This window comes from Psychromonas algicola (assembly GCF_004378355.1).
Taxonomy (GTDB): domain Bacteria; phylum Pseudomonadota; class Gammaproteobacteria; order Enterobacterales; family Psychromonadaceae; genus Psychromonas.
Genome location: NZ_SNUB01000029.1, coordinates 20461 through 45683 on the forward strand (window position 1 = coordinate 20461; position 25223 = coordinate 45683).

Sequence of the window (25223 nt, forward strand, 5' to 3'; positions counted from 1 at the left end):
TCATTTTATTTTTTTGGGTAGCGTAAATCTTTTAAATTAAAGCCTAATACAATATCTTTTTTTAAACACACAAGTTGTTTAGCGAGCAGGGCATCTTCTTTGTGTTGTTGTACTTTTAGTAAACGTTTATCGTCTTTTTCTTCACTGTTTAGTATATTTTCTAAGCTTTGATATTGCTGCAATAAGGCGAGAGCTCCTTTATTACCAACGCCTTCTACACCCTTTATATGGCTACTGCTAATGCCAGTAATACCCCAATAATCGGTCATTTGATCTATTTTTAAACCTAATTTATGTTCGATAAATCGGTTATCCATATGTAAGGATTGAAAGTAATCGTAGATAGTGGTGTAGGCATTTAATAGCTGATAAAACCCTTTGTCTGTTGACACTATCACGCAACGCTGTTGTCGCTCAGTGACTTTAAATGCCAATGTGGCAATGAGGTCGTCGGCTTCATCTTGTTCCGTGATTAAAGATTCGATTCCCATTTCATAAAAAGCATCTTGTATTTGCGGTAAGTAAGCTTTTAGTTCTGGGGGGATTGGTTTTCGACCTAATTTATAATCAGTTAATAGTTGATGTCGCCAACTCTCTACATGACTATCAAATACACATATTACATGACTTGGATTATGTGCTCTCAGCATTTTTTGTAATGCATTACAGGCTGTGTTGTTAGTTGCACTTAAAGCAAACTGGCTATTTTTATTTTGTTTTTCTTGTACCGCATAGATGCGACGGATCAGGTTCATCGCATCTATGATAAGTAATGAAGCACTCATGTTAGGCTTTAATCTTATAACAAGGAGTGTAAGTGCTTCCCGGTAACTTCATGCGCCCTTGATCGATAAAGCTAGTTAATAGTTTATCTACTCGTTGCATCAAGTCTTTTTCGCCTGTTAATAAGAAAGGTCCATTTTCTTGTATTGATTGAATGCCTTCATCTTTAATATTACCGCCAACGACACCTGAGAATACGCGTCTTAAATTCGACGCTAATTTTTCTTTTGGCTGGTCGCGATGTAATTCTAAATTAGCCATATTTTCATGGTTAGGTACAAAAGGAGCTTGGAAGTCAGAATCAATTCTCAATGACCAATTAAATGAATATGCATCACCTATAGCTTTACGATACTCTTTCACTCTGGTCATTGATTTTTTAATAAGCTGTGCCACAAGAGGGGCATCATCAATAATAATTTGATAGTGTTCTTGTGCTTCTGGTCCTAAGGTATTGGCAATAAATTCATCAATCGCTTTAAAGTAATCTGCACTACTTGCTGGGCCCGTTAATACGATAGGTAAAGGTTGGTTCTTATTATCTGGATGCATCATTATGCCGAGAATATATAGCAACTCTTCGGCTGTTCCTGGCCCACCAGGGAAAATAATAATACTATGCGTAAAGCGAACAAAAGCTTCTAAGCGTTTTTCAATATCGGGTAATATGACTAACTCATTAACGATTGGGTTAGGTGGCTCAGCAGCAATAATGCCTGGTTCAGTTAAACCAATGTAGCGTTTGTCATTAAATCGTTGTTTTGCATGACCAACCGCAGCACCTTTCATTGGACCTTCCATTGCGCCAGGACCACAACCTGTACAAATGTTAAGTTCGCGTAAACCTAATTGGTTACCGACTTCTCGAGTATAAGCAAATTCAACATCACTGATCGAATGTCCGCCCCAGCACACGACCATATTTGGATCGAGTCCGGCTCGTAATATGTTTGCATTTCTAAGAATTGAGAAAACTAAACTTGTCGTTTTTCCGCTATCAAGTTGTGCTGGTGCAAGTTCTTGTAAGTGAGTATTTACATAGAGTAAATCTCTTAAAACAGAAAATAAATGCTCTTGCATTCCCTTGATTAATTGACCATCAATGTAAGCATCTTCAGGTGGGTTTAATAACTCTAAAATTACGCCACGCTCTTGATGCAATACATTGATATCAAAGTCTTTATATTTTTCTAGAATAGCTTTACTGCTATCAGTGTGGCTACCTGAATTGAGTACAGCAAGAGAGCAACTTCTAAATAATTGATAAATTTCCGAAGAGGCACTGTGTTTAAGTTGGTTTACTTCTAATTGAGAAAGTAGCGCCATACTACCGACTGGGCTAATATGTGAAATCATGGCTTCTCCTTGTAAGTGTTTCTTTAGATTAACCGAGTTAGTCTAATATGCTATTTATAAATACACTTTTTTAGTTAAACAATGACATTAATAACGCATTATTTTAAATAACTGTGGCTTTATATCAGCGATGTCCTGTTATTTATCGATGCGACCTATAAAGTTCACTTGGTTTTTTCCATTATTTTTAGCATGGTACAGGGCCTTATCTGCACGGCCAAATGCATCATCAATATCATCATTAATTGAATATTGAGTAAATCCAATAGAAACGGTAACAGTAAGGGCTTCTTTTTTAAATTTAAAGGGAATAGTTTCAATAAGTTTACATAACTTTTCTAACACTTGTGTTGCTTGCTTTTGTGAGGTGTCGGGCAATAGCAAGGTAAATTCTTCTCCACCAAAGCGTGCGATAAAATCGGTATTGCGAATTGATTTTTGTAACGTTTGAGCGATCACATTAAGCACTTTATCGCCTGCTAAATGGCCATATGTATCATTAATTTTTTTAAAGGAATCAATATCAATAACCGCCATAATCAATGAGTTTTGGTGACGTTTAAAACGACTGACTTCAATTTCAAGTCGTTCACTCCATGCTGCTCGGTTAGGTATTTTAGTTAAGAAATCAATATGCATTTGTTTTCTTTGTTGTTTAAGCGTTTGTTGATAGCTTTTTGTTTCATTTTGCAGCTCTTTAATCTGCCTAACCATCCCTTGAAATTTATGGCGGAATTGTTGTTTATTTCTTTGATCTTTTTCTTTCAGCAGGTTTTGTAAGTTATTAGCATAATCTGTGACCGTTTTACGTAAACTGTCTAGATCCTTTGCACTTTGACTATTTTCTTTTAATCGTATCGCCTGTTCTTGAATGCTTGAAAATGCGTCATCTTGTTCTTTAAACTCTACTTTTGCCATTTTTGCTGTTTTTGAAAAGTTTAAATAAAACTCAGTTAAACTATCATTTAAAGAATACATAAAATGGCGCGAAGCGCGACGTTCCTCGCGTGTACTTTCTATTATTATGTTAATAATACTTAAGCAATAATGTGGCAGCGCTGACGGATTCATTTGATTACTTAATATAACCCGTATTTTTTCAAGTTTTTTAGCGTGAGTTTTATTAACATCTAATTCAAGGATTAATTGCTGTAATTCGGCATTCAGTGACTCTATATTAGGCTGTTCTGGATGCGTTTCAGTCTCACTGTTTTTATTTAATTCTATGACTGCTCGCTGATAAATTTTGATCAGTGTTTTTAACTCAATATGATGTTCTTTAAGCGTATAAGGTTTGCTTTGTTGTTGCATACCTTTCACTTTATCAATCAGATCTGTGGATAAACCTTGTAGACGAAGAAGTTGAAGTTGTGATTGGTTAACCACTAAACGGCCTTCTGACAAGCTTTCTTCTAAGTCATTTGGAATAAGTTCAAGTTGCTGATTACATTCATCAAATAACTCAATATCTGTCCCTTCAGATGGACTTGATTGCAGCTTTTTTAAAAATCTTAACTGATATTTATCAAAAGAGGGGTCCTGTCGATAGTTACGCTTTAATAATTGTTGTAATAATTTAATTAACGCAAGGGATGACGCCATGTACCGAATCCTTTTTATTCTTATGATTGACCTTGGAACATGGTCATTGTTTTTTTATTTGTTTAACTCAGGCCATTTGATAGGTATTCCAGAGTGACTCGATTTTAATTTTACAATACCATTTCGAATCCCGGCTTGACCTAACAACCATAAATCGCCATCAAAGAAGGCTGGTTGAATCTTTTCAATCGCATATAGTTCTAACCAGCTACTTTCATTTGCTTTTTTACGCAACTGGCAAGCACCAAATAAAGCTAAACTCGTTAGATTAAGCATTCGTTCTGGAGAAATGGCTCTAGAAACATTATTTAAAAATGGAAATGCAACGACACCACTTGAGATTTCTCTGTTAAGACCATGAGTTTCAGCAAAGGTTTGAAAAAATTCTGCAATATGTTGAGCAAACTGCTGGGCATCGCCATGATGCTCTTGTTCTGAAATAAAGAGTAACTGATTGTCTCGTACTTGGGTAACGTGTGTATTAGGCGAGAAAAACTGAATTAATGTTTCGCCTAATGTTTTTTCTAATTTTTCAGCTCTAAATAGGCCTTTAGATTCATTTAAGTCATCTAAAAAAGGAATGTGCACCAAGGCATAAAATAAAGGGTGTCCTTGATATTCTAAGTCGTTATTTTTTATTTGAGCTTGGTGTAAAGATAAAAAAGAACGAGGATGAAACTGCATCTTTTTCCGCGTGATTCTTTCTCGTTTAATCAGTCGTTTATAACGGAATAAAATAAAGAAAATCGCTAGTAAAGCAAATAAGAAAAAAGTAATTGCCCAGTAAGCGACATCTTGGAATAAATTGTTTTTAAGTAACAACTGATTGTTGGCTGTTTCTAGTTGAATTTTTTGTTGAGTTTGTTCAATTAATTGGAATTGCTCATCAATTTTTAATTGTTGAAGGGTAAATATTTTTTCCTTAATTGTATTTTGTAATGAATGGAAGCTTTTGAAATAGAAATTCGCTTTTTGATGATCGCCAGATAATTCATAACCTAATGCTAACATTTCAAAAGCCGCGACTCTTAGTTCTGGGAATTTGTTTTTAGCGAGTATAAGCACTTCTTCTAATTGTAAAATTGCTAAACCAGTCTCTTTATTGCGAATATTCAATTGCGCTAATAAAAGAATGCTTTCCGTTTCTTGCTCTAATTTATTTAATCGTTGGAATTGTCTACGTGCATTTTGCAGATATTTTTGAGCAAAACGTGTGTTTTTTTCTAATTCATCAGGGAAAGAAGAGTAACTTCTGCCTAGTTCTAAGTAAATATTGGCAACCAATGTTCGATTCTTTTTTTCTACTAAATCAAGTGCATTAAACAAATAAATTAATGCTTGGTTATATTCTTTATTTTGACGCTTTAAAACGGCAAGTTTTAATAAACCATCTGCTTGTTGTACGTAGTTTTCGGAGTGTAATAATAAGTCAACGCGTTGAGTGGCAAAGTGAATCGCTTGTTTATAACGATGTTTCTGTTGGTACAATGCCGATAAGCTTCCTTTCACTAAACTACTTAACTTGGTTAAAGCGAGTCTATCTGCGATTGAGTTTGCAGCTTGGAAATAAGTGATCGCTAATTGATGCTGGTTTATTTGGTCGTAATAATGCGCGTAATAATAAGCTAACCATGCATTTAATTCTGGATCTTTTATTTCTTTAATATTTTCACGGGCTCTTGTTAACGCTGTATTCGCGAGTTGATATTGATTGCTTTCTAGCGCCAGTTTTACAATGCCTAAATTTAACGTATTAATTAAATTTTTTGAGTCAAAGTTTTTGCTTTTTTGAATGATAGAGAGCGAATTATTAAGCATGTTTATGAGCAATTCATTACTTAATTGTGGTCGCTCTGACTCAGGGATATTATTTGCAATTAACGTTAAAGTGCGAATTTCATCGGAAGTGACACTAGGTGTTTTTAGTAACGGCATCAATAACGCTAAGCTATGCTCGTAATCTTCTAATTCGAAGTAACAGGTGGCCAATAATTGTGTTGATGCGTTATTGGGCGATGCTTTTCGTGACGTTGATGATTGCTGCTCTGTATCAAATGCATCCGCTAAGGTAACTGGGGGAGGTGTGCTATTGGTTGCTGCGGAAATTAATTTAACTTCTTCAATAAATGTAGTGGTTGTTTTAATGCACGATAAAGGTTGAAGCTGACGCATTTTGTAACTGTTTTTTAATTTAGCTGGTATCACTGCATCAATTAATTCAATCGCGGATACAGGTTGGCTGGTAGTCAGCAATAAACTACTTAAAAATAAACTACTTAAAAAAACGCTATTGGGCGTTAATTTATTGCTTAAAATTTTTGAAAAAAGAACCATTAAAAATCCTTATTTTTAAATTTACTCGTTGATAGTATTTTATTAAACAATGATTATTGTCGTAATAAACGAGTATTAGAAATTGTTAATGATTTCTCTGTGCTGCGCATTGGGTTTATATCTAATCCTCCTCGGCGTGTATACCTTGCGTAAACGGTTAATGATGTTAATGAGGCGTAAGTCATTAAATCACAAAAGATTCGTTCTACGCATTGTTCATGGAATTCATTATGCTGACGGAATGAAATTAAATATTTTAGTAACTTTTCATGATCTAAGCGTTTACCTGTGTAACTGATTTCTATACTTGCCCAATCCGGTTGACTTGTAATCAAACAATTTGATTTTAATAAATGTGAATAGACAGTTTCAGTAACCGTCTCTGTCGCACTTACTCCTTCTAATATTGAAGGTGATAAATGGTATTCAGAAACTTCAATATCTAATTCGTCTAAATTGATACCATTAAATGAGCCTAATTGATCATTTATATTATCTAATGTTGCATTTAAACTCACTTCAACGGGCTTCTTCGCACAGGCGGAAAGATCCGCTATTAATGTACTTTGTACCGCCTCAACACTTTCAAAGTGACTTTGATTAAAACTATTTAGATATAATTTGAATGATTTAGATTCTATTAAAAACTCACTATCAAAAGGTACCTTAACAACGCCTGTTGCTACCATAGGTTTGCCTTTTTTGTTTAACCAAGAAAGCTCATAAATATTCCATAGGTCGACACCGTAGAAAGGTAAATTGCTGGCTTCTAGATCTAATTCATTTCTATTTAAACTACGCGGGACACTTTGCAATAATGAGTTGTCATAGTGACATTTGTACTCGGTGACTTGACCAAGGGATAATCCTTTTAAGGCGTCATCTTGGTTATATAAAGTAGAATTAGGCATGAAATTTCTCATTTAAAAGGGAATATTCGCTAGAAAAACAAGACAAGGCTTTGCGAATCATTACAATGTACACATTGTAACTAAAAAGAAGAATTTTTTCGAGTATGAATAAAGAGATCCAAACACAACTATTTGCATTATATCAACGACATCAACAATTATGTGAGTCTACAACTCAAAGTTTACCTCTTGTTGATTTTGATCCTGAATGGATTTCTCCTTGCCAAGTAGGGGGTGTTGTTGATGATAAAATTCAATGGCAAGCAGCTAAGCGAGATGAAAAAGTAGATTTTAGTAATATAGAAGCGGCATTAGAAGTCACTTTACATCCATCCATTGAAGCACTTTTTTGTACTGCTTACAGTGAGCATATTGCCTGTGAATTTGAAGGTCATCCTATTGAACTTATCCAAGTGTGGAATGAACAAGACTTTCAAATGTTACAAGAAAATATGATTGCACATTTTATGATGCAAAAACGCCTTAAAAAACCAGCTTCCATGTTCATTGCGAGTTGCAGTGATGAAATGCAGGTGATTTCTATTTTGAATGAAACAGGGCAAGTACAACTTGAAACCTTAGGTAAAAAACAAGAAGCAGTCTTAGCCGAGTCATTGGCTGAATTTTTGCAAAAGTTAACACCAATAGTTATGCCAAATTAAAGTGTCATTAACTGTTAATTAACGTTTTTTCATTCTAATTTTTAATTGAAATCAGGTTGTCATGTTTTATAAATTCTTTCTTTCTATTCCAATTAGCTTACGCTTTATGGTGTTGTCGGCTTTTTCTTTTGCTTTGATGACGGCTTGCGTGAAGTTAGTCAGTACTCACAACATCCCTGTGCTTGAGATTGTTGCCGCGCGTGGTTTGGTTTCGTTAATTATTAGTTATTTGGATATTAAACGTAAAAAGATACCTGTTTGGGGAAGTAATAAAATATTATTGATTGCTCGCGGAACCGTAGGTACTTTCGCTCTAATGTGTGTTTACTATGCAGTCACAACTTTGCCTTTGGCTGAAGCGACTTTACTTCAATACATGTATCCCGTATTTACTGCGCTTCTTGCTTTCTTGTTTTTAAAAGAAAAGGTGCAACGCTCAACGTTAATTTGTATTGGTTTGTGTTTACTAGGCTTATTGGCCATGGTGAAACCTAATTTATCTTTTGATGGCGAAGTTGTTTTACCTTGGTTAAGTGTCTTTGTCGCGCTTATTGGTGCGCTAGGAAGTGGTACCGCTTATGTGATTGTTAAAAAGTTAAGTAAGCTGGAAGATAGTTCTGTGATTATCTTTTATTTTCCATTAATTGCTTTACCGTTATCACTTCTTTTATTGGGTGATAATTTTGTTATGCCTGATGCCGAAGCATTAGTTTTACTTTTATTTGTAGGCTTGTTTACTCAAGTTGGTCAAGTGGGATTAACCAAAGCAATGCAAACGGAAGTGGCAGCTAAAGTGAGTGCTTTTTCTTATGTCCAAGTTATTTTCTCTGCCATATTAGGCGTACTATTTTTTAATGAAATCCCTTCTGTTTGGACCTTTATTGGTGGCTCTTTAATTATATTAGGCGCCTTAATTAATGTGTTTGGCAGCAATAGCAACCATAAAAAATAACCAGTGATGCAGATAGGGCTATTTGATTTGTCTTATCTGCCTTTAATTGCATCGCCATGAAAATCTATTTCACACATCCTGAGTTGAATAAAAAAGAAACAATGCTTATCTATTTATTTTTGTATAGTATTAGGCAAGTTCATTGTTTCTGCATTACGCAGTTTCTTAAACTCAGTATCATTTAATTTGCTCAAACAACCTATTAGAAAACTTAATTATATAAATGAAAATACCTAAAAGAATCCAACCTTTAGTTGATGATGGCATCGTCGACAAAGTGCTACGTCAGTTAATGAGTGGCAAAGAAGCGACTGTTTATGTTGTACAATGTGGCGATGAAGTTCGTTGTGCAAAAGTATATAAAGAGGCCAGTAAACGTAGTTTTAAAAATGCGGTTTTATATAACGAAGGTCGTAAAGTCCGTAACGGACGAAGTGCGCGTGCGATGCAAAAAGGGTCAAAGTTTGGTCGCGAACAACAGGAAGAGATTTGGCAAAATACTGAGGTTGATACACTGTATAAGTTTGCCGATGCAGGTATTCGCGTCCCTACACCTTACGGTTGTTTTGGTGGTGTATTAGTGATGGAATTGATCACTGATGCGGAAGGATTCGCCGCACCTCGTTTAAATGACGTGACGATGGATGAAGATAAAGCATTAACTGACCATGCTAAAATGATGGATTATGTGGTGCGCATGTTAAGTGTCGGTGTGATCCATGGTGATTTATCTGAGTTTAATGTGTTGGTTGATGAACATGGTCCTGTGATCATCGATTTACCGCAAGCAGTTGATGCTGCAGGAAATAATAATGCCAAAGACATGTTATTAAGAGATGTTAATAATATGAGGCAGTATTACGCTCAGTTTGCTCCTAGTTTAGCGAATACACGTTACGGCGATGAAATCTGGTCTATTTTTGAAGCAGGTGAATTAACAGCTAAAACTGTCTTAACAGGTAAGTTTGTGGATTCTGAAGTGAGTGCCGATGTGGATATGGTACTACATGAAATTAATGCTGCCCGTGAAGAAGAATTAGACCGTTTAGATAGAATGGCTGATCCTGAATAATTTTTTAAACGTATACCAACCTTATTCATCTCCGATTAATACTCGTGACTATCTAAGCATCAATGTCAGTTGATGCTTAAACGAGTAGATTAAACATTATCTATTAGGGTGAACTAAACGTATTAGATTGCGGTCTTTAAGAAACACTCTTTTTATTTCATAGGTTTTATATGATCACTAAAATTAAACAATTATTAAATTCCTTTATTGTTGAAGAAAGTCCTGAATATGACAATACTTTAGCGATTGTTTGTTTATTGTGTGAAGTTTGTATTGCTGATGAAAATCACGCAGCGGAAGAGGAGCTTGCAATAATACACACGCTTCAGAAGTTAGTGCATATAGATCAAGCAAAAGCTGCTGAGCTATTGAAAGCCGCTATGCAAGAAGTCAAAACAAGTAACTCTGTGTTTGACTTTACCTCGAAATTAACAGATTTAGACTATGAAATGCGCATTGCTTTAATCAAGGCAATGTGGGAAGTGGCTTATGCTGATGGTGAATTAGATTTAATGGAAGAAGCGCTAATTCGTAAAGTAGCTGCTTTAATTTATGTTAATCACAGCGACTTTATACGCACCAAATTAGCTGTTATCCCTGAGAACGTTTAAGCGTCTATACAATATTAACGAGTATTTACTGCTAGAGTACTTTTTTAAACATTAGGTCTGTTTGTATATCGCCACCCATATCAAAATCATGCGCACCAAATTGTTCGAAGCCCATCTTTTTGTAAAAAGCGAGTGCGGGGAAGTTACTCTCCCAAACGCCTAACCAAAGATATTTTTTATCTTGTTGGATCGCTCGATCAATGGAGAAATTCATCATTTGCTTGCCTAAACCTTGAGATAGAAAAGCCTTTAATATGTAAATTTTTTCAACTTCTAATGCTGTCGAGTCCATTACATCTGTTTGCGCATCATCAATGTTTAATTTTAAAAAGCCAGCTGGCGTCATTTGTTGCTTATCTGCTTTTGAATAGATGAAATAAAATTCAGAGTGAGGTTCTTGTAATTGAGCCGATAACTTTTCAATATTTAATGATTCTTGAAAGTACTTCTGCAATAGTGCTTCACTATTTGTATCTGAAAAAGTTTCATAGTAAGTTTCAATGGCTAAATTACGTAACGTCTCAACTTGCTCTAGACTGCATTTTTTAATATTACTGTTGGCCATACTATTTTCCAATTTTATGCTGATTTTAATTATGAGATTATTGGATTGTATCTAATAAGTAATTGAACTGTATAGCATCAATTTACATTTTGTATTGTATAAATAAAAATAATTAAGGAACATTATGACGCTTGTTTTTGATGGCCCAGAACAAGGCCCTTTGTTTATTTTTGCACATGGTGCTGGTGCACCATTAACGTCGGATTTTATGCAAAAAGTCAGCAAAGGTTTGGCTGAAAAAGGGATCCGTGTTGCGCGCTTTAATTTTAATTATATGCAACAGCGTGTCGATACGGGAAGTCGCCGTCCACCTGAACGTGCACCGCATTTAATTAAGCAGTTTCTTGAATTGATTCAGTCGTTCGATCAACCTCTGGTGATTGGCGGGAAATCCATGGGAGGGCGGATGGCAAGCTTAGTTGCCGCTGAATCCGATCCTGAAAGTATTAAAAATGTAAAAGGAGTCGCTTGCTTAGGCTATCCTTTCCATCCTCAAGGTAAACCTGAAAAGTTGCGAATTGAGCATCTGCCTCATATTGTTCAACCTTTAGCGATTATCCAAGGTTCTCGAGATAAACTCGGTGATTATGATGATGTCGTGAGTTATTCATTACCTTCAACTATTAAGTGGTGTTGGTTAAAAGACGGTGACCATGACTTTAAGCCTAGAGTTAAAAGTGGTCTAACACATGAACAGCATATTCAATCCTGTATTGAGTATCTTGCTGTTTATATCAAAGAGTGTCTCGCTTAATTTTTATTAAAACTACCTACAATTAATCTACTTTTTTGTTTGTTATAAGTATTTCAGTGTAATTTTTAAGTTAATTCGTTTATTTTCATTGAATAACGCTTAATTTGTAAAAGAAGTGTGGATGTATTGTCGATTATTTTTTAAAATCACAGTTCGGCCGACAGATACATAATAACGCATAGGCTTTCATTATTTTTCGCAAAGCATTTAGATACAAGAAGGGATTTACATGTCAATTGATATCAAACCGTTAGCGGTTTCAGAGCGCAACGCGTGTCCAGAAGAATTTAGTTTTGGTGAAGTATTTGCAGACCATATGTTTACACAGTCATATGATGTAGATTCAAAATGGACAAATGCGGAAATCAAGCCTTATCAATCATTGCAACTAGATCCGTCTGCATCGGTTTTACATTATGGCCAAGAAATTTTCGAAGGTCTAAAAGCCTACCGTAATGAAAAAGGCGAAATTAATTTATTCCGTCCTCGTGAAAACTTTAAACGTTTTAATCGTTCTGCTGCGCGTATGGTGATGCCTGAAGTTGATATTGAGTTTCATCTGAAAGCATTAATCGAATTATTGAAAATTGATAATAAATGGGTCCCTGAAAAAAATGGAACCTCTTTATATATTCGTCCCACTATGATCGCAACCGGTGCAAAACTAGGTTTAGGTGCAAGTGATAAATATTTACACTTTATCATTACAGGTCCCGCAGGCGCTTACTTTAAAGATGGCTTTGCGCCTGTTTCCGTTTACGTTGCTGATAAATACCGCCGAGCAGTTGTTGGTGGTGTTGGTGAAGCTAAGACGGGCGGTAACTACGCGGCTAGTTTATATATGTCTGAAGACGTGGCTGCAAAAGGTTACTCACAAGTACTTTGGTTAGACGCAATACACGGTAAATATATCGAAGAAGTAGGCGCAATGAATATTTGTTTCGTTTACGGTGACCATATTGTGACACCTAAATTGAGCGGTAGTATTTTACCGGGAATTACGCGTGACTCGATTCTACAATTGGCGCCAACATTAGGTTATACCATTGCAGAAGAGCAATTGGATATCGAAGTTATTTTAGCTGATATTAAAAGTGGAAAAATCACTGAAGCATTTGGTTGTGGAACTGCAGCAGTTATTTCTCCTGTTGGTCAATTATGCTGGAAAGATGAAGATTATTTCATTAATGATAATAAAGCAGGCGAAGTTTCTCGTAATTTATACGATGAATTAACTGGGATTCAATATGGCTTACGTGAAGATAAGTTCGGTTGGATTGAAAAAGTTAACCTTTAACTTTAAGGTTTATTCAGATGTAACAAAAGGCGCATTTAGCGCCTTTTTTGTTTTTAGCTTTTTAACTTTAAGTTTCTTAATTTTAACCTTATAAATTACCAAAGGTACTATCTACACTATTACATATCATTTCTCTTACCCATTGGTGTCCCGGCTCATCGTTATTACGTTGATGCCAGATCAAGACATAGGCCATTTCAGAAAAAGCAAAAGGTAAGGGGATCTGCTTTAGTGGATATAACTTTTGCGCATGGGCGACAAAGCTTGAGGGTAATGTGAAAATTAAATCACTATGAGCACAAAGGCTAGCACCGCCATAAAAATCTGGCAGAGTACTTAAAATGTTACGTTGTTTACCTTGCTTCTCTAGAAAGTAATCTAATGCCCACCATTTATTACCTTCGCATACTATTTGTATATGCTTTTGTTGCAGGTAACTGTCAAGGTTCCATGTTCCATCTTCTACTGCCTGTAAAATAGGGTGGTTCTCATGCACTAAACAGGTTTGATGATCATTAAATAATACTGAATGTTCAATGCCATCGGGTAATTTTTGAGTATCTAAGCGTTGATCCTCATAAAAGTCTAATGCACTAATACCAAAGTCCATTTTTCCTTGTTGTAGTGCCTGCATAGATCCTTTTTTCCAGCTTAATATATCAAGATGCAGGTTTTTAGCTTGTTGTAGTAATGGTCCGATAAAGCAGGGTAATAAGGTTGCATAAGCACTTTCTAACATACTAATTGAGAAATGCCTGTCACTACTTTCTGGGTCAAAGCTAGGGGCTTGAGTCAGATGATATAAATTCTGTAATAGCGCTGGTAACTTTTGTTGTAGTAATAAAGCATGCGTTGTTGGTTTTAAACCATGTGCGGTCCTGCTAAATAAAGGGTCTTGTAAACTTGACCGTAACCGATTGAGGCTTTTACTTAATGCTGATTGGCTCAAGTTTAAGCGAGAGGCTGCTCGTGTCACGCTTTCTTCTTCTAACAAAACTTGCAAAACAACTAATAAGTTTAAGTCGATGCGCATCAGTTTATCAATATTCATAGATATTCCTGTAGGGAAATTAAGATCTGAATTAATACCATTTCTGTTCATATCATAGCTGATTTACACTGCGTTTGTTATTTACCTGTGCAGTTTATTTTTATAGCTGTTCAGTTTTACTCAGTTCAGTTTATTCTTCAAAATGAGATTGTTATGACCCGCAAGTTATTACCTGTTTTAATGATTATGGTGGTATTAAGCCCACTGGCTATTGATATTTACTTACCTTCTATGCCTGAAATGGCGGCGGAGTTTTCAGTTTCTGACACACAAGTGCAATCCACATTAGTGTTATTTATTCTGGCTATGGGAATTGGGCAAATATTGATAGGTCCTTTAGCTGATCGTTTTGGTCGTCGACCTATCGCTTTATTTGGTATTTTACTTTATATCGCAAGTAGTTTATTTGCCGCGATGGTGGTGGATTTTCAATACTTACAACTCGCTCGAGTACTACAAGGCATTGCTGCCTGTGCAACTTCGATTGTTGTGTTTAGTGCTGTAAGAGATAGTTTTAACATGCAACAAAGTGCTCATTATTATAGTTATTTAAATGGCGTTATTTGTGTTATTCCTGCTTTAGCACCGACGCTAGGTGGTTTCTTAGCATTACAATTTGGTTGGCGATCGACTTTTATATTTATGATGTTGTTTGCTATTTTGGTGTTATTCATTGTGATATTTAAATTACCCGAAACACGACCAAGTAATACAAAAAGTAGTGGTGCTTTATATCGTTGGGCTCGTTACCAACCAGTGTTGAATAATACTAATTTTGTTTTTTATGCAGTAGTTTGTATGATCTCAATGGCCTCGATCGTGACTTATGTTTCTTACGCACCGAGTTGGGTTATTAAGCATTTAGGTCTATCGGAGTTAACCTTTAGTTATTTATTTGGTTTAAATGCACTGATTAATATCGCTGCTTGTTTTATCGCACCTAAAGTGATTAAAAAAATGGGTAATCGTAAAACCATTTTATTGGCTCTTTGGTTAATGATACTTTCTGCTTTACTTCAATTAGCTGTGCAACAATTACCTGTGGCTAATGCATTATTAGCTGGGCTTTATTTTATGTTACCAATGTTAGCATTATGCATTGGTTTTGCTTTGATATTGGGTCCTGCAACATCGTTAGCGTTAGATGCATTCGCAGAGCGTGCGGGCACAGCCAGTGCAATGTTAGGTTGTATTCAAATGGCAGGTGCAGCTGTGTTAGCGGGCTTATTGCAACAAACTGATTTTGCAGCTCCCTATGCGACTTCTTTAATGATTGGTGGTGGCGCTGTTATTTTATTAGCTGTGATGTATTTACCTAGTTGTAAACATTGGCATCAACCATTGTCGAACTAATATAAAAGAATATTAGTTAATCTCTTTTTATAGCCTGATATAATGAGACTATTTTTTGTTAAATGGATTTAATATGAATATCTCATTATTTAAAGCTTCTTTGTTAAGTACTTCTCTTCTTTTAGCTGCTTGCGTGACTTCATCACCGACAGGGCGTAATCAAGTTTTGTTATTTGGTGGGGCTGAAATGTCACAGCTAGGCGTGCAATCATTTGAAGAAATGAAAAAAACACAAACCATTAATAAAGATCCTAAAACAAATGCTTATGTGCAATGTGTTAGTACAAGTATTACTTCTACATTAGGTAAACAACCAGATTTCGAACAGTGGGAAGTTGTTGTGTTTGATAGTGACCAAGTGAATGCTTTTGCTTTACCTGGTGGCAAGATTGGCGTTTATACGGGCTTATTAAAAGTTGCTAAAAATGCAGATCAGCTCGCTGCTGTAATAGGCCATGAAATTGCTCACGTACAAGCAAACCATTCCAATGAAAGGTTATCGACAAGTAAATTAGCAGGTTATGGCACGCAACTAGGGCAAGTTGCTTTACAAAGTACCGAGTACCAAGAGATTGGAATGACTGCATTAGGTTTAGGCGTACAATACGGTGTGATTATGCCTTATGGTCGAGCTCAAGAATCTGAGTCAGATATATTAGGTTTACATTTAATGCATGAGGCTGGATTTGATGCGACACAAAGTGTTGAGTTGTGGAAAAACATGGCTGTTGCTGCTGGTGGAAGTGAGCCGTTAGAGTTTCTATCAACTCATCCTTCCAATGAAACCCGCATTAATAACCTACAAAATGAGTTTAATAAATTAACTAAGAATAATAAAACTAAACCTTTATGCTCTTTATGATTTAAGCAAGTTGCCCCTAAAAACTATTACCATTCAAATTATAACTCTCAGCCATGGGAGTTATAATTTTCGTGCAACGCTTCGATATAAATAACCTTCACAGAATATGGGAGATAGGTTTCTAACCACTGCGGCGAGTGAGGCGATAACTAATACTGAAAAAATTAATCGTCCCCAAAATATAGTATTAAAATCTGCACCGATTAATAAAATAAGTAAGGTGTCTTCGATTAAGCTGTGTAATAAATTTAATAACATGATCGAAGTAAAAACATCTCGAGGGGCAACATGTCCTTTTTGAGCTTCATTAATTAATAAACCTCCACCGAATGACAATCCTAACGTTGCACCAATAATAGTAATATTTGTTGCTTCTTTACTGATACCTAGTAAATACAAAAAAGGTTTCAGTAGTATTGCCATTAATTTTTCAATGCCTAATAGTTTTAGTATTTTTAAAGAGAATAATAAGATTGAAATGGCTAAAAACACCATGAATAAGTTTTCTATTTGTCCTATTGCCCAAACCAAATAAGTACTTTTTTCGGTTACTTCAGGAGACCAAAACATTTGTGCAGGTTGGTTTAACATATCGGTTGTTTGATAAGTTAAATGTAATATCCATGCTAATAATAAACTGCCACCTATTCTTAACAACAAAGTAACCCATAAACTAACGCCTGCTTTTTTCGCAATAGTTGCTTCAATCGGGAGGGAATGTGCTAACAACATCATACTACCTAAAATAGATGCTTGTGCAACGGTGAGCGTGACATCAATGCTCACTAGAACAATTAATCCACCATAGATATTAGTTAATAGGGTGGTTGCCCAGACTAATCCCATACTGTCGGGTAAGCCGACTAGTTCCATCAAGGGACCTAGCAATTCACTTAATAAAACGATGCCACCTAATTCTTCAATGATCTTAATTAATATTAAAATCGGGATCATTATTTTAAATAATGTAAAAGTGACATTAAAAATATCGATGATTAATTCTCTAAAAAAATGAGTAATAGATGAATAGTATTTTATTAACATTTGTCTTCCCTTGAATTTTATTTACTATAGGATATCCAATAATGATTAATATATATTTTGAAGTTAGTTGTTTTTGTTTGTTTATATTTCTTAATTTATTTTTTAAAGAAATTTTTAGCTGTAATTTTTGCCACTGGAGAAATAATGGAAATCGATAGAATTGACCGTGCCATTTTAATGCGATTGCAAAAAAATAATCGTATTAAAAATATTGAGCTTGCGGAAAAAGTCGGCTTGTCTGCGCCGGCCTGTCTAAAGCGTGTTAAACGATTACGCGAATCTGGTATTATCGCCAGCGATGTCTCGATTATAGATCCACATTTAGCGGGTAATAAAATGACGATCATCGTTTCTATTGAGATGGAACGAGATAGGGTGGATATTTATGATAAATTTAAGAAATCAATGCTTGAACAAAATGAAGTTACACAATGTTATCAAATATCAGGGCGTTATGATTTTATGCTAATTATTTGCGTACAGGATATTCAAGCTTATGAAGTTTTTGTTGAACGAGTATTTCATACTGATTTAAATATAAGGAAGTTCTATACATCAATCTCATTACGCACTATAAAACATAATACTGCAATTGAATTGTAGCAATAAAAAAGCCGAATCAATTGATTCGGCTTTTAATTAACTTATTAATCTAGTTAAGCTATTTGTCAAACTACAGGTTAGTTAAAATTGCATCAACAGAGGCTTTTGCATCACCTAGTAGCATGTCAGAGTTTTCGTTAAAGAATAATGGGTTTTGTACACCAGCGTAACCAGCGCCCATTGAACGTTTAAATACAACGACTTTTTCTGCTTCCCAAACATTGAGTACTGGCATACCTGAAATAGGTGTACCCGGCTCATTTGCCGCAGGGTTAACCGTATCATTTGCACCAATTACTAATACCACATCAGTTTCTGGGAAATCTTCGTTGATTTCATCCATTTCTAATACGATATCGTAAGGTACTTTTGCTTCAGCTAATAGTACATTCATGTGACCTGGTAAGCGACCAGCAACAGGGTGAATACCAAAGCGTACATTTTTACCTTTATCACGTAGGCGTTTTGTAATCTCTGCCACTGGATATTGTGCTTGAGCAACCGCCATACCGTAACCCGGTACGATAATAATATTTTTCGCTGCTTTAAGTGCTTCAGCTACTTCTTGAGCGCTAGTTTCAGTATGCTCACCGTATTCTTGGTCTCCTGCTGATGCACTGCTTTCATTACCGAAGCCGCCTAAAATTACACTAACAAATGAACGGTTCATTGCTTTACACATAATGTAAGAAAGAATCGCACCACTTGAACCTACTAATGCACCTGTGATGATTAATAGATCGTTCGCTAGCATGAAACCTGTTGCAGCTGCAGCCCAACCTGAGTATGAATTAAGCATTGAAACAACAACTGGCATATCTGCACCACCAATTGAAGCTACTAAATGCCAGCCAAATACTAATGCAATAGCCGTCATAATGATAAGTGCAGTAAGCCCTAAATCACCACTAACAAATGCAACAAGTAAGAATGCTGAAGAAGCGATTGCAGCGATGTTGATCCAGTTTTTACCTGGTAAAGACAATGCCGCACTGTTGATTTTTCCGCTTAATTTACAGAAGGCAACAATAGACCCTGTAAATGTTACTGCACCGATAAAGATGCCTAGGAATACTTCAACATCGTGAATTGTTTTTGCAGTACCGGCTAAGTCACTGTGATTTAAGAATGAGTTAAATCCGATAAAAGCGGCTGCTAAGCCAACAAAACTATGTAAAACAGCGATTAATTCAGGCATTGAAGTCATTTCAACTTTTAATGCTAAACGAACACCGATAGCGGCACCCACTGCCATTGCAATAGTGATGTAGCCTAAGCCTGATACTTGTGAACTGGCAATCGTCGCTGCGATCGCAATGATCATACCTATAATGCCAAATAAGTTACCTTTACGTGCACTTTCTTGGCTGCTTAAGCCATTAAGGCTGGCAATAAATAGGATGGCTGCGATGATATAAGCAGCAGTAATTAATCCTTGAGACATGATTATTTATCCTTCTGGAACATTTTCAACATACGGTGTGTTACGGTAAAACCGCCCACTATGTTGATGGTTGCAATTAATATCGCAATCGTTGAAAGAACGGTAACAATAAGATTGTCACTGCCGACCTGTAGCAATGCACCAATAATGATAATGCCACTGATAGCGTTAGTTACACTCATTAATGGTGTGTGTAGTGAATGTGCTACATTCCATACAACGCCATAACCAACAATACATGCCAACATGAATACAGTGAAGTGAGCTAGGAAGTCTGTTGGTGCTACATTTGCTAACCAACCAAATAAACCTGCCGCAACAATTGCTGAAACTGGTTTGATCCATTTGTTAGGCGCTTTTTCTTCAACAACAACTTCTTCTTTTTCTTCAACTTTTGCAGTAGGCGCTGCACTTACGCTAATTGCTGGTGGTGGCCAAGAAATTTCACCTTCTTTAACAACCGTTGCACCGCGGATAACTTCATCTTCAAAGTCGATATCGATTTGACCATCTTTGTTTTTACAAAGTAGCTTCATCAAGTTAACTAAGTTTGTTGCATATAGTTGGCTTGATTGTGTTGGCAAACGGCTTGGCAAGTCAGTATAACCAATAATTTTCACACCGTTATCTGTTGTAAAGATTTCATCTTTAACAGTTAACGCTGCGTTACCGCCTGCTGCAGCTGCTAAATCAACAATCACACTGCCTGATTTCATTGATTTGATCATTGCTTCAGAAATGATTTTCGGTGCAGGTTTACCTGGAATTAATGCTGTTGTGATGATGATATCAACATCTTTAGCTTGTTCAGCCATCATTTCAGCTTGTGCTTGCTGGTAACCTTCGCTCATTGTTTTAGCGTAACCAGTTGCACTTACTTCCGTTTCTTCTTCAGTGTAATTCACTTCAAGAAACTCAGCGCCCATACTTTCGATTTGTTCTTTTACTTCAGGGCGAGTATCGAATGCACGAACAATCGCACCTAAACTACCTGCTGCACCTAATGCCGCAAGACCAGCAACACCAGCACCAACAATTAATACTTTAGCTGGTGGAACTTTACCTGCTGCTGTAATTTGACCTGTAAAGAAACGACCAAATTGATTAGCTGCTTCAATCACTGCACGGTAACCTGCAATATTCGCCATTGAGCTTAATGCATCTAATGCTTGAGCTCGTGAAGTACGAGGAACACTATCCATCGCGATCACACTAATCTTTTTAGCTTCTAATTGTTTTAATAGCTCAGGGTTTTGGGCTGGCCAAATAAAGCTGACTAGGGTTGCGCCTTCTTTGATAAGCTCAATTTCAGCTTCAGTGGGTGCATTTACTTTAAAAATTATGTCAGATTGCAGTACCTTTTTAGCACTTGTGCTAATTTTAGCGCCTGCGTCTTTGTAATTCTCGTCAGAAAAGCTTGCTGCTGTTCCCGCATTTTTTTCTACAAGAAAAGTAAAACCTTGTTTAATCAATAGCTCAACAGTATTTGGTGTTGCGGCTACGCGGTTTTCATTTTCTTGGATCTCTTTAGGTATACCTATCTGCATAGTAAGTCCATGATCGCTTATTGTTATATTGAGTTATAAAAGGTGAAGTTTACGTTTAATTTAAAAAGGTCAGATAGATCTAGATCATTCCCAACCTTTATTTATTACTTAGTACAAAAAGTTAATATAAAGTCCATTCATATCATTTTTTGTAAAATGTTATGGATTGCTGTAGACAACACCCGACACCGGCGTAAATATTAGTGAAAAAATGTGACTTCGGCTACCTTTTTAAGGCATTTAAACCTCTTTTTATGCAACATTAAGGTTACTTAATATAACCATTAATAATAAGGGAGCTTGTTTGTTGATTTTATGTTAACAAAAAGTGTCTTATGTGTTCATTTGGTAATAAACTTGTTTCATTTAAATGAAAGGAGCGGTGCATTCAAAAGTGATGCGTTCTTCGGTTGATGGATGAGTTAATGTAATGCTCGCCGCATGTAAATCTAATCTATCGGGGGATATTTTTTTCCCGAATTCGCTAGCATAAAATTCATCACCTACTATTGGATGTCCTATTTGTTGCATATGAACTCGTAGTTGATGAGTTCTTCCGGTGAGAGGCGTTAACTTAACTAATGTCGTTTGCTTCTCACGCTTAACGACTTCCCATTCAGTTTGTGAAGATTTTCCTTGTTCGAAGTCGACAATTTGACGTGGCCTATTTTCCCAATCACAACGTAGTGGGAGATCAATCAACCCTTCGTTTTCCTTAATTACCCCTTCTACACGGGCAAAGTAAGTTTTATCGATCACTTTTTGTTGAAATTGACGGCCCATATGACTTTGTGCGGATTTTCGTAAGGCTAAAATAATAATGCCAGAAGTTGCCATATCTAAACGATGTACAACACAAGCTTCTGGCCAAACACGAAGAATACGCGTTGTTAAACTATCTTTATGCCAAGCATCTCTTCCTGGAACGCTTAATAATCCAGAAGGTTTATTTAAAACAACAATATCTTGATCTCGATATATAATATCTAAGTAAGGTGTCATTGGTGGGTTATAAACAAAGTTTGGCATTGAAATTCACTATTATTGTTAAGCGCTAAGTTATGGCTATCAAGCAATAAAACTTGATAGCGATAAAGTTACGAGTGTGTTGATACGATGAAGCGAACTGCATCTAATTTTAATTGGGTATTATCGAGTATTTGTTCAAAATTAGCTTGTTGTTCGCGTAGATATTCTATTTCATCTTCTCGAATATTTGGATTAACTGCTTTTAGTGCTAATAAACGTGCTCTTTCTTGTTGCAATGTATGCTGCATCGTTTGTTTTGCTTCATCGAGAACATCAGACATTAATGTTTGAGCTGTCGGTAATGATTGTTTAATAAGCTGATGAATGAGTGCTTGAGAAGCATTTGCTACTTTTCGACTTATATGACGATTAATAGGAGTTAATTGACGATCAAAGCTATCAAAAGTGACATTCTCACCTAAGTTCTTAGCATTTTTATCTAATAATAAACGAATTGGAGTCGTTGGTAAGAATCGGCTTAATTGCGCATTATCTGTATTCAATGCTTCCACAACATAGATTAATTCTAAGAAAGTAGAGCCTGCAGGTAATGAATTGTTTTTCAAAACCGCGACTGAAGTGGTACCAGTATCAGAGCTTAATACAATATCTAATCCATTACTAATGAGTGGGTGTTCCCAAGTTAAGTAATGAACATCATCACGACTTAATGCTGTTTTACGGTTGAAAGTCACAGTCATTCCATCTTCAGGTAAGCCTGGGTATTCTGAAGCGAGCATATGATCCGTTGGTTTTAGAATTAAGCAATGTTCACTGCTGTCTTCTTGTTGCACTCCTAATACATCAAACATTTGCAACGCAAAGCTTGTAAAGTGCGGCAATTGGTCGACCTCTGTGATGTCATCAAGTAAATTACTGTTTTGTAAAACACCACTTGAATTTATTTCTAATAATTTGTCACGGCCTTGTTCTAAATGCGATTTTAATTCGTTATTTAGTTTAGCGGTACGTTGGATCAATTTTTCTAATTGTTGGTCATTGTTTTCGCCAGTGGCCAATAACTGAATTAATTCATCTTTAACTGCTTCGTAAACAGTATGGCCCGTTGGAGTTGTTTGCGTGAAAGCCGACAAACCTTGTTCATACCACTGTTGTAAGAATGCTTGCGACGTGCCTTTTAGGTAAGGTGTGTAAAGTTGAATATCACTGCGTTGACCAATCCTATCTAATCGACCAATACGTTGTTCTAATAAATCAGGGTTAATAGGTAGATCAAATAAAACTAAGTGATGAGCGAATTGGAAGTTACGACCCTCTGAGCCAATCTCAGAACAAACCATGACTTGAGCGCCATCTTCAATTTGAGCAAAATAAGCGGCAGCTTTATCACGTTCAATAAGTGAAAGCCCTTCATGAAAAACAGCGGCTTTGATGGCCTCTCTTGTACGTAAAGCTTCTTCAATAGCTAAAGCGGTTTGTGCTTGTGCTGCAATGATTAATATTTTTTCATTCTTATTTTGTAGAATTAAATCGATTAACCAAGCAATACGCGGATCAAAGGCGCACCATGAGTTATCAGTAGACGCTTCAAACGCTTGATAAATTTGTTCTGGATACAATGCTGTAAAAGCTTGCTCGGCAACATCACCCACAGGCATCATTTTAGATACTTTGATTGCTGTTTTGTATTGATCAGGTAAATCTAGCGCCACTGATTTTAATAGCCGTTTTGGAAAGCCTTTGATAGCAGCACGTGTATTTCTAAATAATAAACGGCCAGTACCGTGTCTATCTAATAAGCCTCGAATCAATTCTTGTTGTGCTGATTGTTGTTCTTTGTCATCAACGGTAATGTCAGCCAAAACATTTAATAATGGCTCAACATCTTGCTCTGATAGTAATTCAGTAATGCTATTTTTAGCGTCATCATCTAAGAATTTTCCATCAAGTAATTGGTTAACAGCTTCAACAACTGGTTTATAACCAGCTTCTTCAGTCACAAACGCTTGGTAATCATAAAAGCGGTTTGGATCTAATAAACGTAAACGGGCAAAATGACTTTCATGACCTAGTTGATCAGGTGTTGCCGTTAATAACAATACGCCAGGAATAGAGTTAGCTAATTTTTCAACTGCATTATATTGTGCGCTTGGTTTTTCTTTATCCCAGATTAAGTGATGAGCTTCATCTACAATTAACAAATCCCAAGTTGCGAGCAGGGCATTCTTTAAATGTTTTTGTTTACGTAATAAATCAATACTGCAAAGTACTAACTGTTCAGTATCAAAAGGATTGACTGCATCTAAATAAGCTTCTTCACAACGAGATTCATCAAAGATACTGAAATGGAGATTAAAACGGCGCAGCATTTCAACTAACCATTGATGTTGTAAATTCTCTGGTAGCACAATTAACACTCGCTTGGCGCGGCCAGTAATTAATTGTTGGTGGATAATTAACCCTGCTTCAATTGTTTTACCCAAGCCTACTTCGTCGGCTAATAAAATACGTGGAGCATGGCGCTGGCCAACTTCTTCTGCGATATAAAATTGGTGAGGAATTAAATCAACACGAGGACCTAACAAACCACGTAAATGAGAACGTTGTTGTTCATGTTGGTTTACTAATGACTTATAACGTAAAACAAATCGGTCGAATTTATCAATTTGGCCCGCAAACAGTTTATCTTGTGGTTTATTGAATTTGATAAAGTTGTTAAGGAACGTTTCTTTGAGCGTGGTGGCTTCACCAGTATCAACACGGGTACCTATATAAGTAATAATATTGTCGTTTTCTTCTATATCAGTCACTAACAAAGTCCAATCAGCATGGCTTAATACTTCGTCTCCAATATTAAAACGTACTCGAGTGACTGGCGCTTCTTGGATTGAATAAAGTCGTTGTTCACCTGAAGCTGCAAACAGTAACGTAAGCATACGTCCTTCAATTGCTACCACTGTACCTAAACCTAATTCTGATTCTGCGTCACTAATCCAACGCTGGCCTAACGAAAATGTCATAAAAACTCACTCATCACTTATAACTAAAATAAACTACACAATAGAAAAGCCGCGTATGGTACCTAAATCTGAATCAAACATACTAGTGATAAATTGAATAAATATGAGGAAAGTAAAAATATCTTATAGATGCAGGGAAAATAAAATTTGTTTGTTAATTGAGCAAACGAAAAATAATCATAATAAAACACTTGCCAATGTTTTAAGGATCCCTATAATGCGCATCCACGGAAACGGGAACAACGTTAAGTTAACTCGATTCTGAGAATAAAAAGAAAGCTAAAAAGCTTTGACATTATTCGAAAGGCGCGTAGTATACGCCGCCTAGCCGAAAGGCACGCTCTTTAACAATTTAATCAAACAATCTGTGTGAGCACTTATTGTTGATGTGATTTCAAAAAAATCAAAGT

Annotated in this window: 21 protein-coding genes; 9 read left to right on the top strand and 12 right to left on the bottom strand. The window is 36.1% G+C overall.

Features of this window, described 5'->3' with window-relative positions; all coding sequences use genetic code 11:
- Positions 1 to 5: 5 nt before the first annotated feature.
- The 5 genes from xni to queF form a co-directional block, all read right to left on the bottom strand.
- On the bottom strand, positions 6 to 785 hold the full coding sequence (xni, locus tag E2R67_RS13185) for a flap endonuclease Xni (RefSeq protein ID WP_134291426.1): 780 nt from the start codon (positions 783 to 785) through the stop codon (positions 6 to 8).
- 1 nt (position 786) lies between these two features.
- Positions 787 to 2139 (bottom strand): nucleotide 5'-monophosphate nucleosidase PpnN, encoded by a 1353-nt coding sequence (gene ppnN, locus E2R67_RS13190; protein ID WP_134291427.1) that lies wholly within the window; start codon positions 2137 to 2139, stop codon positions 787 to 789.
- A gap of 138 nt (positions 2140 to 2277) precedes the next feature.
- Positions 2278 to 3741, bottom strand: a complete 1464-nt coding sequence (locus tag E2R67_RS13195) for a GGDEF domain-containing protein (protein WP_134291428.1) — start codon at positions 3739 to 3741, stop codon at positions 2278 to 2280.
- A 54-nt stretch (positions 3742 to 3795) separates the two neighbouring features.
- Positions 3796 to 6075 (bottom strand): GGDEF domain-containing protein, encoded by a 2280-nt coding sequence (locus E2R67_RS13200; protein WP_134291429.1) that lies wholly within the window; start codon positions 6073 to 6075, stop codon positions 3796 to 3798.
- A 53-nt stretch (positions 6076 to 6128) separates the two neighbouring features.
- Positions 6129 to 6986, bottom strand: a complete 858-nt coding sequence (gene queF, locus E2R67_RS13205) for an NADPH-dependent 7-cyano-7-deazaguanine reductase QueF (RefSeq protein WP_134291430.1) — start codon at positions 6984 to 6986, stop codon at positions 6129 to 6131.
- A 104-nt stretch (positions 6987 to 7090) separates the two neighbouring features.
- Between queF and syd the strand changes: the two genes are divergently transcribed.
- The 4 genes from syd to E2R67_RS13225 all read left to right on the top strand — a co-directional run bounded on the left by syd (position 7091) and on the right by E2R67_RS13225 (position 10283).
- Positions 7091 to 7648: a SecY-interacting protein gene (gene syd / locus E2R67_RS13210; RefSeq protein WP_134291431.1), complete on the top strand. Its 558-nt coding sequence runs from the start codon at positions 7091 to 7093 to the stop codon at positions 7646 to 7648.
- Between the two features lie 61 nt (positions 7649 to 7709).
- Complete coding sequence (locus E2R67_RS13215) at positions 7710 to 8600, top strand: DMT family transporter (protein WP_243837025.1); 891 nt, start codon at positions 7710 to 7712, stop codon at positions 8598 to 8600.
- Between the two features lie 223 nt (positions 8601 to 8823).
- The gene (locus tag E2R67_RS13220) at positions 8824 to 9672 is read left to right on the top strand and encodes a PA4780 family RIO1-like protein kinase (protein ID WP_134291432.1); all 849 of its coding nucleotides are present in this window, start codon (positions 8824 to 8826) and stop codon (positions 9670 to 9672) included.
- Between the two features lie 170 nt (positions 9673 to 9842).
- Positions 9843 to 10283, top strand: a complete 441-nt coding sequence (locus E2R67_RS13225) for a tellurite resistance TerB family protein (protein WP_134291433.1) — start codon at positions 9843 to 9845, stop codon at positions 10281 to 10283.
- Positions 10284 to 10314: 31 nt separating this feature from the next.
- On the opposite strand, the gene E2R67_RS13230 is transcribed toward E2R67_RS13225, so the two are convergent.
- Positions 10315 to 10848, bottom strand: a complete 534-nt coding sequence (locus tag E2R67_RS13230) for a GNAT family N-acetyltransferase (RefSeq protein WP_134291434.1) — start codon at positions 10846 to 10848, stop codon at positions 10315 to 10317.
- 124 nt (positions 10849 to 10972) lie between these two features.
- Between E2R67_RS13230 and E2R67_RS13235 the strand changes: the two genes are divergently transcribed.
- Positions 10973 to 11602: an alpha/beta family hydrolase gene (locus E2R67_RS13235; RefSeq protein WP_134291435.1), complete on the top strand. Its 630-nt coding sequence runs from the start codon at positions 10973 to 10975 to the stop codon at positions 11600 to 11602.
- Between the two features lie 229 nt (positions 11603 to 11831).
- The gene (locus tag E2R67_RS13240; protein WP_134291436.1) at positions 11832 to 12899 is read left to right on the top strand and encodes a branched-chain amino acid aminotransferase; all 1068 of its coding nucleotides are present in this window, start codon (positions 11832 to 11834) and stop codon (positions 12897 to 12899) included.
- Between the two features lie 88 nt (positions 12900 to 12987).
- On the opposite strand, the gene E2R67_RS13245 is transcribed toward E2R67_RS13240, so the two are convergent.
- Positions 12988 to 13950, bottom strand: coding sequence for a LysR family transcriptional regulator (locus E2R67_RS13245; protein WP_134291437.1), 963 nt, complete (start codon positions 13948 to 13950; stop codon positions 12988 to 12990).
- A gap of 153 nt (positions 13951 to 14103) precedes the next feature.
- On the opposite strand from E2R67_RS13245, the gene E2R67_RS13250 reads away from it, so the two are divergent.
- Both E2R67_RS13250 and E2R67_RS13255 read left to right on the top strand, forming a co-directional pair.
- Positions 14104 to 15303: a multidrug effflux MFS transporter gene (locus E2R67_RS13250; RefSeq protein WP_134291438.1), complete on the top strand. Its 1200-nt coding sequence runs from the start codon at positions 14104 to 14106 to the stop codon at positions 15301 to 15303.
- A 73-nt stretch (positions 15304 to 15376) separates the two neighbouring features.
- Positions 15377 to 16165 (top strand): M48 family metallopeptidase, encoded by a 789-nt coding sequence (locus tag E2R67_RS13255; protein ID WP_134291439.1) that lies wholly within the window; start codon positions 15377 to 15379, stop codon positions 16163 to 16165.
- A 60-nt stretch (positions 16166 to 16225) separates the two neighbouring features.
- Here the strand turns inward: E2R67_RS13255 and E2R67_RS13260 are convergent, their stop codons facing one another.
- Positions 16226 to 17209 (bottom strand): hypothetical protein, encoded by a 984-nt coding sequence (locus E2R67_RS13260; RefSeq protein ID WP_134291440.1) that lies wholly within the window; start codon positions 17207 to 17209, stop codon positions 16226 to 16228.
- Positions 17210 to 17353: 144 nt separating this feature from the next.
- Between E2R67_RS13260 and E2R67_RS13265 the strand changes: the two genes are divergently transcribed.
- Complete coding sequence (locus E2R67_RS13265; RefSeq protein WP_134291441.1) at positions 17354 to 17812, top strand: Lrp/AsnC family transcriptional regulator; 459 nt, start codon at positions 17354 to 17356, stop codon at positions 17810 to 17812.
- 70 nt (positions 17813 to 17882) lie between these two features.
- Here the strand turns inward: E2R67_RS13265 and pntB are convergent, their stop codons facing one another.
- From pntB to rapA, 4 genes are all read right to left on the bottom strand, one after another.
- On the bottom strand, positions 17883 to 19256 hold the full coding sequence (gene pntB, locus E2R67_RS13270) for a Re/Si-specific NAD(P)(+) transhydrogenase subunit beta (RefSeq protein ID WP_134291442.1): 1374 nt from the start codon (positions 19254 to 19256) through the stop codon (positions 17883 to 17885).
- 2 nt (positions 19257 to 19258) lie between these two features.
- Complete coding sequence (locus E2R67_RS13275) at positions 19259 to 20803, bottom strand: Re/Si-specific NAD(P)(+) transhydrogenase subunit alpha (protein WP_134291443.1); 1545 nt, start codon at positions 20801 to 20803, stop codon at positions 19259 to 19261.
- Positions 20804 to 21169: 366 nt separating this feature from the next.
- Entirely contained in the window at positions 21170 to 21832 is a 663-nt protein-coding gene (locus E2R67_RS13280) for an RluA family pseudouridine synthase (RefSeq protein WP_134291444.1), read from the bottom strand.
- Positions 21833 to 21900: 68 nt separating this feature from the next.
- On the bottom strand, positions 21901 to 24813 hold the full coding sequence (gene rapA / locus E2R67_RS13285; protein WP_134291445.1) for an RNA polymerase-associated protein RapA: 2913 nt from the start codon (positions 24811 to 24813) through the stop codon (positions 21901 to 21903).
- Positions 24814 to 25223 lie beyond the last annotated feature (410 nt).

Bases quoted from the DNA above. Each gene is read 5' to 3' on its own strand.
- xni (WP_134291426.1), bottom strand. From the start codon at position 785: ATGAGTGCTTCATTACTTATCATAGATGCGATGAACCTGATCCGTCGC.
- ppnN (WP_134291427.1), bottom strand. From the start codon at position 2,139: ATGATTTCACATATTAGCCCAGTCGGTAGTATGGCGCTACTTTCTCAA.
- E2R67_RS13195 (WP_134291428.1), bottom strand. From the start codon at position 3,741: ATGGCGTCATCCCTTGCGTTAATTAAATTATTACAACAATTATTAAAG.
- E2R67_RS13200 (WP_134291429.1), bottom strand. From the start codon at position 6,075: ATGGTTCTTTTTTCAAAAATTTTAAGCAATAAATTAACGCCCAATAGC.
- queF (WP_134291430.1), bottom strand. From the start codon at position 6,986: ATGCCTAATTCTACTTTATATAACCAAGATGACGCCTTAAAAGGATTA.
- syd (WP_134291431.1), top strand. From the start codon at position 7,091: ATGAATAAAGAGATCCAAACACAACTATTTGCATTATATCAACGACAT.
- E2R67_RS13215 (WP_243837025.1), top strand. From the start codon at position 7,710: ATGTTTTATAAATTCTTTCTTTCTATTCCAATTAGCTTACGCTTTATG.
- E2R67_RS13220 (WP_134291432.1), top strand. From the start codon at position 8,824: ATGAAAATACCTAAAAGAATCCAACCTTTAGTTGATGATGGCATCGTC.
- E2R67_RS13225 (WP_134291433.1), top strand. From the start codon at position 9,843: ATGATCACTAAAATTAAACAATTATTAAATTCCTTTATTGTTGAAGAA.
- E2R67_RS13230 (WP_134291434.1), bottom strand. From the start codon at position 10,848: ATGGCCAACAGTAATATTAAAAAATGCAGTCTAGAGCAAGTTGAGACG.
- E2R67_RS13235 (WP_134291435.1), top strand. From the start codon at position 10,973: ATGACGCTTGTTTTTGATGGCCCAGAACAAGGCCCTTTGTTTATTTTT.
- E2R67_RS13240 (WP_134291436.1), top strand. From the start codon at position 11,832: ATGTCAATTGATATCAAACCGTTAGCGGTTTCAGAGCGCAACGCGTGT.
- E2R67_RS13245 (WP_134291437.1), bottom strand. From the start codon at position 13,950: ATGAATATTGATAAACTGATGCGCATCGACTTAAACTTATTAGTTGTT.
- E2R67_RS13250 (WP_134291438.1), top strand. From the start codon at position 14,104: ATGACCCGCAAGTTATTACCTGTTTTAATGATTATGGTGGTATTAAGC.
- E2R67_RS13255 (WP_134291439.1), top strand. From the start codon at position 15,377: ATGAATATCTCATTATTTAAAGCTTCTTTGTTAAGTACTTCTCTTCTT.
- E2R67_RS13260 (WP_134291440.1), bottom strand. From the start codon at position 17,209: ATGTTAATAAAATACTATTCATCTATTACTCATTTTTTTAGAGAATTA.
- E2R67_RS13265 (WP_134291441.1), top strand. From the start codon at position 17,354: ATGGAAATCGATAGAATTGACCGTGCCATTTTAATGCGATTGCAAAAA.
- pntB (WP_134291442.1), bottom strand. From the start codon at position 19,256: ATGTCTCAAGGATTAATTACTGCTGCTTATATCATCGCAGCCATCCTA.
- E2R67_RS13275 (WP_134291443.1), bottom strand. From the start codon at position 20,803: ATGCAGATAGGTATACCTAAAGAGATCCAAGAAAATGAAAACCGCGTA.
- E2R67_RS13280 (WP_134291444.1), bottom strand. From the start codon at position 21,832: ATGCCAAACTTTGTTTATAACCCACCAATGACACCTTACTTAGATATT.
- rapA (WP_134291445.1), bottom strand. From the start codon at position 24,813: ATGACATTTTCGTTAGGCCAGCGTTGGATTAGTGACGCAGAATCAGAA.